We start from the raw sequence: 15,187 nt of genomic DNA on the forward strand, positions 1-15,187 counted from the left end.
CACCTCAACCCTCGACACCGGTGAGGCAGCGGTCGAGGAACGCGACCAGCGGCGCCACGTGCACCTCCGGCCGATCCCAGCGATTCTCCAGGTTCTCCGCCAGGTGATGGGTGGCCACCACCCGCCCCGCCCGGTGGTGGCGGACGACCGGATGCAGGTACGCGGCGTCGTGGGCCTGGCCGACGACGTCCTGCGCCACCCGGTTGACCGTGACGTCGAACGGATCCACCTGGTCGTGTTCGGGGCCGTACTCCAGGGTGACGACGAAGGCGTGCGCGTAGTCGTGGTCGGGGGTGCGCAGGCCGGTCTCGGCGAAGTACTCGACCGGCACCTCGTCGTGGTAGCGGGCGTCCGGCCCGGCCACGGTGACCACGTCGGCGAGGACACCGAACTGCTGCCACAGGGCCGAGGTGCGGTTGATCCGGGCGACGACGGCATCGGCGATGGCCTCCGCGGTGGCGTCCAGCTTCTCCGCCGGCCACGGCGTCTCCCCGTACCGGCGTTCGAGGATCTTGTGCAGCGCCCGCACCGCGTAGCGGAAGCCGTGGATGAAGCCGTTGGTGGAGCGCTTGAAGTCCCGTTCCTGCGACAGCGTCCCGGCGAAGTACAGGCCGGGCACGTTCACCGACTCCCACGCCGGGGTCTGGGCCGGGAAGCGGTCGGAGATCGTCAGCGCCGGCCGGCAGCTCTCGTCGAAGATCGACGGGTCGAAGGCGAAGCCGGTGCAGGCGATCACCCGGTCGTACCACAGCTCCTTGACGACCTCGTTCGCCCGGGAGAACGAGAACGTCACCCGCAGGCCGTCGCCGTCGCGCGCGATCCGCTTGATCTGGCCGTCCAGGATCGCGTTCGCCGACTTGAGCTGGTACGTGTCCAGGAAGTTGTTGTTCACCGCGCGCAGGTGCCCGACGTAGTGGGTGCGCCAGGCCATCCGGATCGAGCTCGGCCCGGCGAGGTGGATCAGCGTGGTGGTCTCCATCAGGTTCTCCGCGGTCTCGAACGCGGAGTTGCCCTTGCCGATGATCAGCACCTTCTGGTCGAGGTAGTCGCGCGGGTCCACGGACATCTGCGCGTACCGCTCGGCCAGCTCCAGGCCCGGGATCGGCGGCTCGTACGGCTTCGACACGCCGGTGGCGACGATCACGCGGCGGGCCCGGAACGTCTCGCCGGCCCGGACCTCGAAGCCGCCGTCCACCCTGGCCACCGAGGTGACCCGGGCGCCGTAGCGCACCCGCACCCCGGTCTTCGCGGCGAAGTCCGCCAGGTAGCGGAGCATCACGTCGGCGTGCGGGAAGTACCGCTGGGTGTAGCGGGTGAACCGCAGCGACGGGTCGTCGCTGAGCAGCGAGTTCCAGTCCAGCCGCAGGTTCGCCTCGGCGTCGTCGGAACCCGTGTGCGGCTTGTTGATCGAGATCAGTTGCCGGTGCCGGGGGAAGGTGGCGAAGAACGCCCCCGGGATCTCCGCGCCCTCCAACACCAGGTAGTCGCGTTTCCCGTCGGCCTCGAGCAGCGCGGCCAACTGGAGACCGGCCGGGCCGGCCCCGATGATCAGGTAATCAAGCGTCACGGCAACCATCCGGGGTTGGAGAGGTCGAGGGCAGGTCGAGCGTGGTGACGACGTCGGCGGCCCGCCGCACGTCACCGTCGAGGGGCCGGTCCGGGTCGACCGGGGGCACGGCCTCGGCCAGCGCCGCCAGCACCGCCGCGCAGCCGGGCGCGGTCGGCGCCCGCGCGCCGACGTACGCGGCCTGGCGCAGCCCCACCGCCAGCGACCCGACGATGAGGTGCAGCAGCCGGGCCTGGTCCAGCGCCCGCAGGGCGGCCTGGGTGCCGAGCGGGATGACGTCCTGGTTGTGCAGGTTGGTCGGCAGGCTCTGCATGCTCGCGGGCACGGCGTCCCGGCGGATCTCGGCGATCAGGGCGGTCGACGCCAGCTGCACGCCCTGCAACCCGTGCTGCTGCCCCGGGCCGGCGGCCAGCATCGGCGGCAGCCCGCCGTTGCGGTGCGGGTCGACGAGCAGGTCGAGTTGCCGTTCGGCGAGGTTGCCGACCTGCGCCACGACCATCGACAGCAGGTCGGCGGCGAACGCGGCCGGCTGGCCGAAGAAGTTGCCGCCGTGCACGACGGCGTCGTCGTCGGGGAAGAACAACGGGTTGTCGCTGACGCTGCCGAGGTCGGCGGCGACGACGGCGTCGACGTGCCGCAGGGCGTCCTCGGCCGCACCGAGCAACTGCGGTGAGCAGCGGATGCTGTACGGCTCCTGCAACGGGCGTCGGCCGGACGCCACGCACCCGGCGCCGACCCGCCGCATCCACGCGCCCACCTCGATCGCGCCCGGGTGGCCGTACGCCCGCAGCAGCCGGGCGTCGAGGAACTGCGGGTCGCTGCCGAGCAGGTCGAACAGCAGGCAGGTGAGCACCTGCGCCGCCCGGTGCGAGGCGCGCACGGAGCGCAGCGCCAGCGCGGTCGCCGCGGTGGTCAGCGACGTCCCGTTGACCAGGGCGAGGGCGTCCCGGCCGTCCAGCGGCAGCGGTTCCAGGCCGGCCCGCCGCAGCGCCTCGGCCGCCGGCAGCCGTACCCCGTCGAGGTAGGCGTGCCCCCGGCCCCGCAGCGCCTGGGCGGCCGCGCCCAGCGGGATCAGGTCACCGCTGGCCCCCACCGAGCCCAGCCTCGGCACCGCGGGCGTGAAGGTGGTCGCCAGCATCGCCGCGAGCGCGTCGATGACGTGCGGGGAGACCCCCGACGCGGCGCGGGCCAGCGACCAGGCCCGGATCAGCATGGTCGCGCGGACGACCTCGCGGTCGAGGTCCGGGCCGTGGCCCGCGCCGAGGTGGGCGAGGGTGTTGTCGGCCTGGTCGCGCAGGTCGGCGCGGCCCGCGTACCCGACGAGGGCACCGAAGCCGGTGGTGCTGCCGTACACCGCCCGGTCGTCGCCGAGCACCTTGGACAGGAACCTGCGGGCGGTGGCGACCCGGTCGCGGAGCTGGGGCCCGACCACGACCCGGACCGGGTCACGGGCGGCGGCCAGGTCGGCGATCCGCAGCGGGGCCGCGAGGTCAACCTCTGTCGTCATGCGACCGGACCCTAGAGGCGGATTCTCAGAACGTTTTGAGATCGGCTGGCTACGTTGCGCTGCATGACGCTCGACTACCTGATCATCGGAGCCGGGCCGGCCGGGCTCCAGCTCGCCGCCCTGCTGGCGCGCGACGGCCGCGACTACCTGGTGGTGGAGGCCGGCCCGACGCCGGGCACCTTCTTCGCCACCTATCCGCGACACCGGCAGCTCATCTCGATCAACAAGGTCTGGACGGGCTCCGACGATCCGGAGTTCAACCTGCGCGCGGACTGGAACTCGCTGCTCACCGACGACCCGGCCCTGCTGTTCAAGAACTACAGCCGGCGCTACTTCCCCGACGCCGCCGACCTGGTGCGCTACCTCGCCGACTTCGCCCGGGGCCTGCGGATCAGCTACGACACCCGGGTCACCCGGGTCGCCCGCGACGGCGAGCTCTTCACCGTCGACACCGAGGGCGAGCGGATGACCGCCCGCCGCGTCATCGTCGCCACCGGCGTCTCCCAGCTCTACGTCCCGCCGATCGAGGGCGCCGCGCTCGCCGAACGGTACGACACCGTCACCGTGGACCCGGCGGACTTCACCAACCAGCGCGTCCTCATCATCGGCAAGGGCAACTCGGCCTTCGAGACCGCCGACGCCCTCGTCGAGACCGCCGCGGTCATCCACGTCGCCGGCCCACACTCGATCAAGCTGGCCTGGCAGTCGCACTACGTCGGGCACCTGCGCGCGGTGAACAACAACTTCCTCGACACGTACCAGCTCAAGTCGCAGAACGCGGTCCTCGACGGCACCGTGGAGCGGATCGCCCGGCGCGACGACGGCGGCTACCGGATCGACTTCCGGTACGCCCGCAGCGTCGAGTCGATCCGGCGGATCGACTACGACCGGGTCATCCTCTGCACCGGCTTCCGGTTCGACCCGAGCATCTTCGACGCGTCGGCCCGGCCGCGCCTGGTCATCGACGACCGCTTCCCCGAGCAGACCTCGGCGTACGAGTCGGTGAACGTGCCCGGACTGCACTTCGCCGGCACCCTCACCCAGCAGCGCGACTTCAAGCGCTCGACCAGCGGGTTCATCCACGGCTTCCGGTACGGGGTGCGCGCCCTGCACCGGATCCTCGACGCCCGCCACCACGACCTCCCGTGGCCGGCGACCCGGCTCGACGCCACCCCGGAGGCGATCACCGAAGCGATCATCGCCCGGATCAACCGGACCTCGGCGCTGTGGCAGCAGTTCGCCGTCCTCGGCGACGTGGTCACCGTCGACGGCGGCACCGCCCGGTACCACGAGGAGGTGCCGGTCGGTTACCTGCACGACGGCGGCCTCGGCCCCGACCCGTTCGCCCTGGTGGTCACCCTCGAGTACGGGCCGGACCACGACCAGGTCGACCCCTTCGACGTCACGATTCCCCGGATCGCCGAGAACGACGCCGAGCACGCCCACGACGCCAGCTACCTGCACCCCGTCGTGCGGGTGCACCGGGGCGGCCGGGTCGTCGCCACGCACCACCTGGCGGAGAACCTGGAGAACGACTGGACCCTGCCCGCCGTGCACCACCAGCCCCTCGCGCTCTTCGTCAAGGGCGTCCTCTCCGATGCCGGCTGAGCTCTGGCCGGCTGCCTCCTCGACACCGGCTGAGCTCTGGCCGCAGCCGATCCTGGACCTGCTGGCCGGCGGCGGCGACCGGCCGGTCTTCGAGGACGGCGACCGGGTGGTCACCGCGGCGGAGATGTCCGGGCTGGTCCGCCGCATCGTCGCCGGGCTGCGGGCCGCCGGCGTCGGCCCCGGCACCGGGGTGGCGCTGCGGCTCGGCGTCACCCCGGAGGCCTTCGCGGCGACCATCGCCGCCTTCGCCGTCGGCGCCCGGGTCTCCGGCATCCGACCCGAAGTGACCCCGGCGCAGCTGGCCCGCCTGCTCGCCGGCGACGCCCCGGCCCTGCTCGTCGACGACGCCCGCCTCACCGGCCTGGTGGCCGCGCCCGACGACGGGGTCGCCCTGGTCGCCGCCGGCCGCGCAGGCGACGTCGCCCGGATCATCTGGACCAGCGGCAGCACCGGTGACCCCAAGGGCTGCGCCCAGACGTACGCGGCGATGAGCGCGGCCTGGGCCCCGTACCCCGACCGGTGGCCGCCGGCGATCGCCGACCTGGCCCCCCGGTTGCGGCGCTACCTGGTCTTCGGCTCGCTGAGCAGCCAGGTGATGCTGGAGTACGGCATCCTCACGCTGACCGCCGGCGGCACCCTGGTGGCCGCCCGCCCCCCGGGCTTCCCCGGCATGATCAGCCGGCACCGGGCGACCGCCAGCGTGATCACCGTCGGCAAGCTGCACCAACTCGTCCAGGCCCAGCGCGCCGGCCCGACCGACCTGAGCAGCCTGCGGGCCCTGGTGGTCTCCGGTTCACCGCTGACCCCGAGCCGGCTCGCCGAGGCGCTCGACGTGCTCGGCCCGGTGGTCTTCCACGGCTACGGGCAGACCGAAACCGGCATGATCGCCATGAGCACGCCGGCCGAGATGCTGGCGTCCCCGGCCGCGCTCGCCTCGGTCGGCCGGCCACCCGAGGCCGTCGACGTGGCCATCCGCGACGCCCAGGGCCGCCCCGCCACCCAGGGTGAGCTCTTCGTGCGGACACCGGCGCAGGCGGCCGCCTACTGGGCGGACCCGGCCGAGAGCGCCGAGGTCTTCGTCGACGGCTGGGTCCGCACCCGCGACCTGGCCCGGCTGGACGCCGACGGCTACCTGCACCTGCTCGGCCGGCTGCGGGACGTCGTCATCGTCAACGCCAACGTGGTCTACGCCGGCCCGGTCGAACGGGTCCTCGCCGCCGACGCCGAGGTCGCGGAGGCGTACGTCGTCGGCCGGCCCGACGACGTCACCGGGGAGGCGGTGCACGCGTACGTGGTGCCGGCGGCCGGCCGGTGCCCCGAGGCCGCACGGCTGCGGGCGCTGGTGGCGGCGGCGCTGGGGGAGGCCGCCGCCCCCCGGACGATCCGGCTGATCAGCGGGGTTCCGGTGGGGCCGAGCGGCAAACCGGACAAGCGGGCGCTGGCAGCCGGGCCGGGAGCTGTCCCGAGCCGGTGAGCGGGCGGGCGTTCGGTCGCCCGCCGGGACCCGGCCCACTCGTCGGCAGCATCGGCGTATTCATATAGATTGCTGTCATCGTCGGACTACGGGAGGCGCTGACGCATGGCCGCGACGCGGGAACCTCAGCAGATCCAGGAGCCTCGACAGCGGGCCGCCGGGCCGGGCGGTGCCCGCTGGAGGGACTTCCTCCGGCTGGCCCGGCTGCGCTTCCTGCTCTACAACGTCCTGCCGGTGGGCCTCGCCGTGGCGGTGTCGGTGCACCAGGGCCACCCCCTCGACCTCACCTGGTACGCCGTCGCGCAACTCTTCGCGTGGACGGTCCACGTGATGACCCACTACTGCAACGAGTACTTCGATCTGGAGGCCGACCGGGCGAACGTCTACTTCACCCCGTGGACGGGCGGCAGCCGGGCGCTCGTGGACGGGTCGGTCGCCCCCATCGTGTCGCTCGGTGCCTCGTTCGTGCTGTTCAGCGCCGCAACGCTGCTGGTGGCCGTCATGCCGTCCTGGCAGGCGCGCGTGCTCGCCACCGCCGCCGTGGTGCTGGCCTGGTTCTACACCGCGCCGCCGCTGCGGCTGAACTATCGCGGCGCGGGCGAGTTGACGGTCGCCGCGATCCTCAACGGCCTGTGGCCCGTCGTCGCGGTGGTGCTCCAGGCCGACGCCGTGCCGATGCTGCTGTTGGCCGTGCTGGCGCCCACCGCGGTGCTCCAGGTGGCCCGGATGATGGTGATGAACCTGGGTGACCGCCGCTCCGACGAGACGGTCGGCAAGCGCACGCTGCCGGTCATCATCGGCTACCGGCTGGCCGTGCGCGTGGTCACCGGCGCCCAGGTGGTCGCGTACGCGCTGCTCACCGCCCTCGCGCTGGTCGGCTGGGTGCCGTGGCTGGTCTGGGCCGCGATGGCCGCCACCGCGCCGCTGTCGGTCTGGCTGGTCGGCAGGCTCCGGGGCGGCGCGATGCGCGATCTCGACCCCGGGCGGATGACGCCGGTGGTGTTCTGGGCGTCGAACCACGTCTCCCTGATCGTCGCGGCGGCGATGCTGGGCGTGCTCCTGGACGCGGCGCGCCGCTCCGCCGACACCGGCGCGCTGGCGGTGCTCGGCGCGGTCCTCGCCGGCTACGGGCTGCTCTTCGCCCACCGGATGTGGCTGGCGCGGCGCTCCGCCGGGCGTCCATTGCCGGGGCGGTAGCCGCCAGGCGTGCAGCTGCCCGGTGGGCTCGTGACATGATTGCCCGCATGGGTAAGCAGCAGGACGTCGGTGGGTCCGACCGTCACCGTGGGTCAGGTGTGGCCGCCGATGGGGCGTCCGGCGGTGACGCGCGGCTCGTTCTCGCGCAGGACCCGGCTGCGTCGCAGCTGGCGTTGATCGAGTTGGCGTCCGATTCGTCGGAGGTGGTGCGCAGGGCGGTCGCGTCGCGGGTCGATGCGCCCGCGCAGGCTCTGCGCACGCTGACTCGGGACCCTGATCGTCAGGTGCGGGAGGCGGTGGCGCGGAACCCGTCGACCTCGGTGGGCAACCTGTTGCGGTTGGTCAAGGACGCTGACCGGTGGGTTCGGTGGGCGGTTGCCGGTAATCCGGCGTGTGACGAGTCGGTGCGCCGGGTGATGGCGGAGACCTCGGACAAGGAACTGCGGGGTCTGCTCGCGGAGAGTCGGGAGTTGGAGCCGGAGCTGGCCGCCCGGCTGATTGAGGATGTTTCGCCGGAGGTGCGGGAGCGGCTCGCCACCCACACCCACGATCCTGAGGTGATCACCGCCTTGCTGGCCGATCGCACGGCGCGTGTGCGCAAGGGGCTGGCCCGTAATCCGCGTACCACGGCCGCCCAGCGCAGCGCCCTCGCTCAGGACCCGGTGGTGGATGTGCGGGTCGCGCTGGTTCGCGCGGTCGAGCTGGCCGAGGATGATCTGCGTCGTCTGGTTGACGACCGTTCGGTGCAGGTTCGGCAGGCGTTGGCGGCGTCGGAGTTGACGCCGCCGCACATTCGGCAGCTCCTCGCCCGTGATCCCGATGATCTGGTCGCCGGGGCCGCTCGGGGCGCTCGCCCGGCCGCCGGCAGCACCCCGGTGGTCCGGGCCCCGCGCCTGGGCAACCGGCGTTCCGGCACCGGCCCGGGTCGACCCGGCGGCGGCACCGCGCACTGACGCCGCGCCCCGGCCGGTGGGCTGCGGCCCCCGTCGGTGGCCGGTAGCGTGCGGGAAACCGGATAGAGGAGCTGATCAGGTTGACCAGGCCCCCGCGTGCCACGACCGCCCTTCGCGCCACTGTCGGCGTCGCGTTGAGCGTCGGTCTCGCCGCCGCCCTGACGGCCTGTACGCCCGCGCCGGCGCCCGCGCCCGGCGATTCCACCGCTACCCCGACGACCTCGACGTCCACCTCGGCCGGCGGGTCGTCGGGTGCGCCCGAGCCCACCAGCTCACGGTCGAAGAACGACCCACCGCCGGACGGCTCCGCGCCGAGCCCGATCCTGCGGGGGGAACGGCAGGTCGTGCTGCGGCCGGTCGAGGCGTTCGAGTCGATCCTCGCGGTCGACGCCAAGGGCCGGCTGAACCTGACCGACGGGGAGAGCGACAAGAGCCTCTTCGTGCTGGCGCCCGCCAAGGGGAACATGCACCAGATCCGGACCGCGAAGCCGCAGGGCGGCGGCGAGCCCGACTGCATGGGGCTGCGCGACGACGACGCACCGGCGACGGTCGTGGCCGCGCCCTGCGACGCCGGCCGGGCCGGTCAGCTCTTCACCATCGAGAGGACGTCGGAGGAGAGCGAGGGCCGTCCGACGTACACCATCCGGGGTGCGGGCAAGCGTTACCTGCGCGCGCTGGACCAGCATGGCCTGATCGCCGAGCGGATGGGCGAGGGCGACGCCGGTAAGGGTGTCGCCTTCGACTTCGTCGACAACGGAGCCGCCCCCGTCGGTTCCGGGGACTGACCCGCACCGCCCCCGCCCGGCCGGGGCTGTGACCCCGCGCCCCCGCCCGGCCGGGGCTGTGACCCCGCGCCCCCGCCCGACCGGGGGAGCGAACCCGCGCCGCCCTCCCGTCAGCCCGAGGACTCGACCCACCGGGCCGGCTGGGGGGCGGCCTGCGTCGTGGCTCGGTCCACGATGGGCCGGGCCGGCGGTGGCGTCGGGAGCGGAATCGACGCATGGGGTAGGCCCTGAGCAGCCGAAATCCTGTGTTAGGTTAGGCTCCCCTTACTTCAGCACAGGAGTTGCTTCATGCGCTCGAACCGCTTCCTGGCCGGGGCCGTCGCCCTGGCCGCGACACTGGCGCTCGCCGCCTGTGGCGAGTCCTCGACGGCCGCCGAGGCCCCCGCCGACGGTGCCGCCGCGGCGTTCCCGGTCACGATCACCCACGCGCTCGGCACGACCACGATCACGCAGAAGCCCACGCGGGTGGCGACCGTGGCGTGGGCCAACCACGAGGTGCCGCTGGCGCTCGGCATCGTGCCCGTGGGCATGGCGAAGGCCAACTTCGGCGACGACGACGGCGACGGCGTCCTGCCCTGGGTCAGCGAGAAGCTCAAGACGCTCGGCGGCACCACGCCGGTGCTCTTCGACGAGAACGACGGCATCAACTTCGAGGCGGTGGCCGACACCAAGCCCGACGTCATCCTCGCCGCCTACTCGGGCCTGACGAAGCAGGACTACGACACCCTGAGCAAGATCGCCCCGGTGGTCGCCTACCCGAAGGCGCCCTGGGCCACCGCCTGGCGCGACACGATCAAGCTGGAGAGCCAGGCCCTCGGCCTGGCCAAGGAGGGCGACGCGCTGATCGCCGACGTCGAGAAGCAGATGGCCGACGCCACCGCCAAGCACCCGCAGCTGGCCGGGAAGTCGACGATGTTCATGACGCACGTCGACCCGACCGACCTGAGCAAGATCGGCTTCTACACGGCGCTCGACACCCGCGCGCAGTTCTTCACCGACCTCGGCATGAAGGTCCCCGGCAGCATCGCGAAGCTCTCCGCCGGCACCGACAAGTTCACCCTCAGCCAGAGCGCCGAGCAGATCCAGGTCTTCGACGACGTGGACGTGATCGTCGCCTACGGCGACGACAAGCTGCTGGCCGCCGCGCAGGCCGACCCGCTGCTGTCGAAGATCCCCGCGATCAAGCGCGGCTCGGTGGTCATGCTCTCCGGCACCACCCCGCTGGGCACCGCCGCGAACCCGACCCCGCTGGCCATCCCGTTCGTGCTGGACGACTACGTCGCGATGCTCGCCAAGGCCGCCGACAAGGTGTCATGACCCCGCTCGCCGCCCCCGCCGTGCCGGACGTCGCCGTACTGCGGCGTCCGGCACGGGTGCGCCTGCTGTGGTTCCTCGTCACCGCCGGGGTGCTGCTGGCCCTGATGGCGGCGTCGGTCGCGCTCGGCTCCCGCGCCGTCACCTGGGCCGACATCCTCGCCGCGATCCAGGGCGCGGACGCGACCATGGAGCAGGCCGCCGTCACCAAGCGGATCCCCCGCACCCTGCTCGCGGTGACCGTCGGCGCGGCCCTCGGCCTGGCCGGGGCCGTCATGCAGGGGGTCACCCGCAACCCGCTGGCCGACCCCGGCATCCTGGGTGTGAACATGGGCGCGTCGCTCGCCGTGGTCGTCGGCATGGTCACCTTCGGCCTCTCCTCGGCGACCAGCTACCTCTGGCTGGGCATCCTCGGCGCCGGCCTCGCGGCCGTCTTCGTGTACGCCGTCGGCTCCCTCGGGCGCGGCGGCGCGACGCCGCTCAAGCTCGCCCTCGCCGGCGCCGCCACCTCCGCCGCGCTCGCCTCGCTGATCAGCGCCTTCGTGCTGCCCCGCAACGACGTGGCCGGCGGTTTCCGCTCCTGGCAGATCGGCGGGGTCGGCGGCGCGACCTACGACAGCATCCGGCAGGCCCTGCCGTTCCTCGCCGTGGGCCTGGTGATCTGCCTGCTGTCGGCCCGGGCCCTGAACTCCCTCGCGCTCGGCGACGACCTCGCGGCGGGGCTCGGCGAACGGGTCGCCCTGGTCCGGGGCGTCGCGGCGGCCGGCGCGGTGCTGCTCTGCGGGGCCGCCACGGCGGTCGCCGGGCCGATCGGCTTCGTCGGCCTGGTCGTCCCGCACGTCTGCCGCCTGCTGATCGGGCTGGACCACCGCTGGCTGCTGCCCTTCTCCGCGCTCCTCGGCGCGGCGCTGCTGACCGCCTCGGACGTCGTCGGCCGGGTGGTGGCCCGCCCGGCGGAGATCGACGTGGGCATCGTCACGGCGCTGATCGGGGCGCCGCTGTTCATCCACATCGTGCGCCGGCAGAAGGTACGCGAGCTGTGAGCGCCGCGACCCTCGCCGCCGTCACCCACGGCCGGATCCGCCGCGCCCGCCGCCGACGTCTCGTGCTCGGCGTGCTCGCCGCCCTCGTCGTCGCCGGGTTCGCCGTCTCGCTGATGGCCGGGCGCACCTTCTACCCGCCCGCCGACGTGTGGGCGGTGCTGCGCGGCGCGGACGTCCCCGGGGCGTCGTTCACCGTCGGCACCCTCCGCCTGCCCCGGGCGGTGCTGGCGGTGCTGGCCGGGGCCTGCTTCGGCATCGGCGGCGTCACCTTCCAGACGATGCTGCGCAACCCCCTGGCCAGCCCCGACATCATCGGCATCAGCTCCGGCGCGAGCGCCGCCGCCGCCTTCGCGATCGTGGTGCTGCACCTCGGCGAGGCCGGCGTCTCCGCCTTCGCGATCGTCGCCGGGCTGGCGGTGGCGCTGCTCGTCTACACCCTGTCGTTCTCCGACGGCGTCGCCGGCACCCGCCTCGTGCTCATCGGCATCGGCATCGCCGCCATGCTCGACAGCCTGACCGCGTACGTGCTCAGCCAGGCCGCCGAGTGGGACCTGCAGGAGGCGATGCGCTGGCTCACCGGCAGCCTCAACGGCGCGACCTGGGCCGAGACCGTCCCGGTGGCCCTCGCCGTGGCCGTCGGCGCGCCGGTCCTGCTCGGCCAGGGCCGCAACCTCGCCATGATGCAGCTCGGCGACGACACGGCGGCGGCGCTCGGGGTCCGGCTGGAACGCACCCGGATCGTGGTCATCGTGGCGGCCGTCGCCCTGATCGCCTTCGCCACCGCGGCCACCGGGCCGATCGCCTTCGTGGCGTTCCTCGCCGGGCCGATCGCCGCCCGGCTCGTCGGCCCGGCCGGCTCGCTGCTGCTCCCCGCCGCCCTGGTCGGCGCCCTGCTGGTGCTCGTCGCCGACTTCATCGGCCAGTACGCCTTCGCCATCCGCTACCCGGTGGGGGTCGTCACCGGCGTGCTCGGCGCCCCGTACCTCATCTACCTGCTCGTCCGCACCAACCGCGCCGGAGGCTCGCTGTGACCGCCACCCACACGCTCGCCGTCGAGCAGCTGACGCTCGGCTACGCCGACCGGGTCGTCGTCGAGTCGCTGGACCTCGCCGTGCCCGCCGGGGCGATCACGGCGATCGTCGGCGCGAACGCCTGCGGCAAGTCGACCCTGCTGCGCGCGATGTCGCGCCTGCTGAGCCCGCGCGCCGGCCACGTCCTGCTCGACGGCAAGCAGGTGCACCGGATGCCGGCCAAGCAGTTGGCCCGTACCCTCGGGCTGCTGCCCCAGTCGCCGACCGCGCCCGAGGGGATCACCGTGGCCGACCTCGTCGGTCGGGGCCGCAACCCGCACCAGCGGATGCTGTCGCGGTGGAGCCGCGACGACGACGCCGCCGTGGCGGCGGCCCTGGACGCGACCCAGACGGCGCAGCTCGCCGACCGCCCGGTCGACGAGCTCTCCGGCGGGCAGCGGCAACGGGTCTGGATCGCGATGGCGCTGGCCCAGCAGACCGACCTGCTGCTGCTCGACGAGCCGACGACGTTCCTCGACGTCAGCCACCAGGTCGAGGTCCTCGACCTGCTCACCGACCTCAACCGCACGCGCGGGACGACGATCGTCATGGTGCTGCACGACCTGAACCTCGCCGCCCGGTACGCCGACCACCTGATCGCGCTCGCCGCCGGGCGGCTCTACGCGGCGGGCGAGCCGGCCCGGGTGCTGACCGAGGAGTGCGTCCGGGCGGTGTTCGGCCTGGAGAGCCGGGTCATCGTCGACCCGACGTCGGGCAAGCCGCTGATGCTGCCGATCGGCCGACACCACGTCACCGGCCGCCCGAGCCCCGCCCCGCAGGGCTGACGCGGGGCCCGGACCGGCACCCGGGAAGCCGCCGAAGATTAGGCGAGGCTAACCTGTCCCCTGACCGCTGGGAGGCCCTGACCGTGTGCACCTGTTCCCTCGTACCCGCAGGACGTTGAGCCCCGTGGCGGGCGACCAGATCAGCGGCGCGACGGTGCTGCGCCGGGCCCTGCGCCGCCAGCGCCGCCGGCTGGTGACCGGCGTCGCGCTGCTCTGCACCCACCAGGCCGCCGAGGCCCTCGTGCCGGTCGCGATCGGCGTCATCATCGACCGCGCGGTCGCCACCGGGGACGTGCGGGCGCTGCTGGTCTCGCTGGCCGGGCTGGCGGCCCTGTTCACCGTGCTCGCCTTCGCCTACCGCACCGGCGCGCGCCAGTCCTACGCCGCCCTGGAGCACGAGGCGCACACCCTGCGGGTCGAGATCGCCGGCAGCGCCCTGGACCCGCGCGGCCGCCGCTCGGCCCTGCGCCACGGCGAGCTGCTGAACGTCACCGCCTCCGACGCCGAGCTGACCGCGCTCGTCGTACGCGTCGCGGGGCTGACCGCCGCGGCGGTCACCGCCCTGGTGGTCGCGGCCGTCGCGCTGCTCGTCGTCGACGTCCCGCTCGGGCTCGGCGTGCTCGTCGGGGTGCCGCTGGTGGTCCTCGCCCTGCAACGGATGGCACCGCTGCTCACCCGGCGCAGCGCCGCCCAGCAGGAGGCCCTCGCCACCACCACCGCGTTGGCCGTGGACCTCGTCACCGGGCTGCGGGTGCTGCGCGGCATCGGCGCGCAGGACCACGCCGCCCGCCGGTACGCCCGTGCCAGCGGCCACGCCCTCGACGTGACCCTGCGCGCCGCCACCACCAAGGGCCTGCACCTGGGGCTCACCACCACCGTCAACGGCCTCTTCCTCGCGGCGGTCGCCGGCGTCGCCGGCTGGCTCGCGCTGCAGGGCCGGCTCACCGTCGGCGAACTCGTCGCCGTGGTCGGGCTGGCCCAGTTCGTCGCCGAGCCCGTGCAGACGCTGGGCTACTGCGTGCAGCTGCACGCCATGGCCCGCGCCTCGGCGGGGCGGGTGGCCCAGGTGCTCGGCGCCGCCCCGCTCGTGCGGCCGGGCACCGCCGGGCCGCCCGCCCCGGGCCCGTCGCGGCTGCGCCTCGACCAGGTCGGGTACGCCGGGCTCGACGGGATCAGCCTGCACCTCGACGCCGGCGAGGTCCTCGGCGTGCTGGCCTACGACCCGAGCGACGGGGAGGCCCTGGTCACGCTGCTGTCCGGCCGGGTCCCCCGCGAGGACTACCGGGGCACCTGGTACGTCGACGACACGCCCGCCGAGGAACTGCACGTCGACGCCCTGCGCGGCACGGTCCTGGTCGAACAGCACGACGTGGCGCTCTTCGAGGGGACGCTGCGGGACAACCTGATCGCTGGCGGCGCGGCCGACGAGGCGGCCCTGGGCGTCGCGGTCCGGGCCGCGGCGGCCGAGGACGTGCTGGCCGCGCACCCGCACGGCCTGGACCGGGTGCTCACCGAGCGGGGGGCGAACCTCTCCGGCGGGCAGCGCCAGCGCATCGGCCTGGCCAGGGCACTCGCCGCCGACCCGCCGGTGCTGGTGCTGCACGACCCCACCACGGCGGTCGACGCGGTGACCGAGGCGCTGGTCGCCGAGGGGCTGACGGCGGCCCGCGCCACGGCGGGCCGGGGCACGGTGCTGGTCACCAGCAGCCCGGCCCTGCTGCGGATCGCCCACCGGGTGGCCGTGCTCGACGGTGGCCGGGTCGTCGCCGAGGGCCCCCACGAGCGGCTGCTGGCTGCCGACGCCCGCTACCGGGAGGAGGTCCTGCGGTGACCGACGAAGCCACCACGACCGACGAACCCACGACCGACGGGCCCGGCACCACC

At 73.9% G+C, this 15,187-nt stretch carries 12 protein-coding genes; 10 read left to right on the forward strand and 2 right to left on the reverse strand.

The genetic code is table 11. The features are described from left to right. Positions 1-4: 4 nt before the first annotated feature. Both ACLQ2V_RS14140 and ACLQ2V_RS14145 read right to left on the reverse strand, forming a co-directional pair. Positions 5-1,567 carry an NAD(P)-binding domain-containing protein gene (locus ACLQ2V_RS14140; protein ID WP_425718916.1) on the reverse strand — a complete coding sequence of 521 codons (1,563 nt, stop codon included), beginning with the start codon at positions 1,565-1,567 and terminating at the stop codon, positions 5-7. Then, complete coding sequence (locus tag ACLQ2V_RS14145) at positions 1,557-3,074, reverse strand: aromatic amino acid ammonia-lyase (RefSeq protein ID WP_425718917.1); 1,518 nt, start codon at positions 3,072-3,074, stop codon at positions 1,557-1,559. Before ACLQ2V_RS14145 ends, ACLQ2V_RS14140 begins: the two co-directional genes overlap by 11 nt. A 63-nt stretch (positions 3,075-3,137) precedes the next feature. On the opposite strand from ACLQ2V_RS14145, the gene ACLQ2V_RS14150 reads away from it, so the two are divergent. The 10 genes from ACLQ2V_RS14150 (at position 3,138) to ACLQ2V_RS14195 (ending at position 15,134) form a co-directional block, all read left to right on the forward strand. Continuing rightward, positions 3,138-4,682 (forward strand): NAD(P)-binding domain-containing protein, encoded by a 1,545-nt coding sequence (locus ACLQ2V_RS14150; RefSeq protein WP_425718918.1) that lies wholly within the window; start codon positions 3,138-3,140, stop codon positions 4,680-4,682. Next, a complete protein-coding gene (locus tag ACLQ2V_RS14155; RefSeq protein WP_425718919.1) occupies positions 4,672-6,156 on the forward strand; it encodes a class I adenylate-forming enzyme family protein in 1,485 nt (494 codons plus the stop codon). The genes ACLQ2V_RS14150 and ACLQ2V_RS14155 overlap by 11 nt, the downstream gene beginning before the upstream one ends. Before the next feature lie 105 nt (positions 6,157-6,261). After that, on the forward strand, positions 6,262-7,353 hold the full coding sequence (locus ACLQ2V_RS14160) for a prenyltransferase (RefSeq protein ID WP_425718920.1): 1,092 nt from the start codon (positions 6,262-6,264) through the stop codon (positions 7,351-7,353). A gap of 47 nt (positions 7,354-7,400) precedes the next feature. Further along, on the forward strand, positions 7,401-8,306 hold the full coding sequence (locus tag ACLQ2V_RS14165) for a hypothetical protein (protein WP_425718921.1): 906 nt from the start codon (positions 7,401-7,403) through the stop codon (positions 8,304-8,306). Between the two features lie 134 nt (positions 8,307-8,440). Beyond that, positions 8,441-9,091 carry a hypothetical protein gene (locus tag ACLQ2V_RS14170; RefSeq protein WP_425718922.1) on the forward strand — a complete coding sequence of 217 codons (651 nt, stop codon included), beginning with the start codon at positions 8,441-8,443 and terminating at the stop codon, positions 9,089-9,091. Between the two features lie 288 nt (positions 9,092-9,379). Beyond that, positions 9,380-10,408 (forward strand): iron-siderophore ABC transporter substrate-binding protein, encoded by a 1,029-nt coding sequence (locus tag ACLQ2V_RS14175; RefSeq protein ID WP_425718923.1) that lies wholly within the window; start codon positions 9,380-9,382, stop codon positions 10,406-10,408. Further along, entirely contained in the window at positions 10,405-11,448 is a 1,044-nt protein-coding gene (locus tag ACLQ2V_RS14180) for a FecCD family ABC transporter permease (protein ID WP_425718924.1), read from the forward strand. The genes ACLQ2V_RS14175 and ACLQ2V_RS14180 overlap by 4 nt, the downstream gene beginning before the upstream one ends. Further along, the gene (locus ACLQ2V_RS14185; protein WP_425718925.1) at positions 11,445-12,479 is read left to right on the forward strand and encodes a FecCD family ABC transporter permease; all 1,035 of its coding nucleotides are present in this window, start codon (positions 11,445-11,447) and stop codon (positions 12,477-12,479) included. The genes ACLQ2V_RS14180 and ACLQ2V_RS14185 overlap by 4 nt, the downstream gene beginning before the upstream one ends. After that, complete coding sequence (locus tag ACLQ2V_RS14190) at positions 12,476-13,303, forward strand: ABC transporter ATP-binding protein (RefSeq protein ID WP_425718926.1); 828 nt, start codon at positions 12,476-12,478, stop codon at positions 13,301-13,303. Before ACLQ2V_RS14185 ends, ACLQ2V_RS14190 begins: the two co-directional genes overlap by 4 nt. Before the next feature lie 124 nt (positions 13,304-13,427). After that, positions 13,428-15,134 (forward strand): ABC transporter ATP-binding protein, encoded by a 1,707-nt coding sequence (locus ACLQ2V_RS14195; RefSeq protein ID WP_425719206.1) that lies wholly within the window; start codon positions 13,428-13,430, stop codon positions 15,132-15,134. Positions 15,135-15,187 lie beyond the last annotated feature (53 nt).

Source organism: Micromonospora sp. DT233, assembly GCF_049841815.1.
In the GTDB taxonomy this organism is placed as follows: domain Bacteria; phylum Actinomycetota; class Actinomycetes; order Mycobacteriales; family Micromonosporaceae; genus Micromonospora.

Coding starts and splice junctions, on each gene's coding strand:
- ACLQ2V_RS14165 (WP_425718921.1), top strand. CDS start 7,401: ATGGGTAAGCAGCAGGACGTCGGTGGGTCCGACCGTCACCGTGGGTCA.
- ACLQ2V_RS14175 (WP_425718923.1), top strand. CDS start 9,380: ATGCGCTCGAACCGCTTCCTGGCCGGGGCCGTCGCCCTGGCCGCGACA.
- ACLQ2V_RS14145 (WP_425718917.1), bottom strand. CDS start 3,074: ATGACGACAGAGGTTGACCTCGCGGCCCCGCTGCGGATCGCCGACCTG.
- ACLQ2V_RS14160 (WP_425718920.1), top strand. CDS start 6,262: ATGGCCGCGACGCGGGAACCTCAGCAGATCCAGGAGCCTCGACAGCGG.
- ACLQ2V_RS14150 (WP_425718918.1), top strand. CDS start 3,138: ATGACGCTCGACTACCTGATCATCGGAGCCGGGCCGGCCGGGCTCCAG.
- ACLQ2V_RS14155 (WP_425718919.1), top strand. CDS start 4,672: ATGCCGGCTGAGCTCTGGCCGGCTGCCTCCTCGACACCGGCTGAGCTC.
- ACLQ2V_RS14180 (WP_425718924.1), top strand. CDS start 10,405: ATGACCCCGCTCGCCGCCCCCGCCGTGCCGGACGTCGCCGTACTGCGG.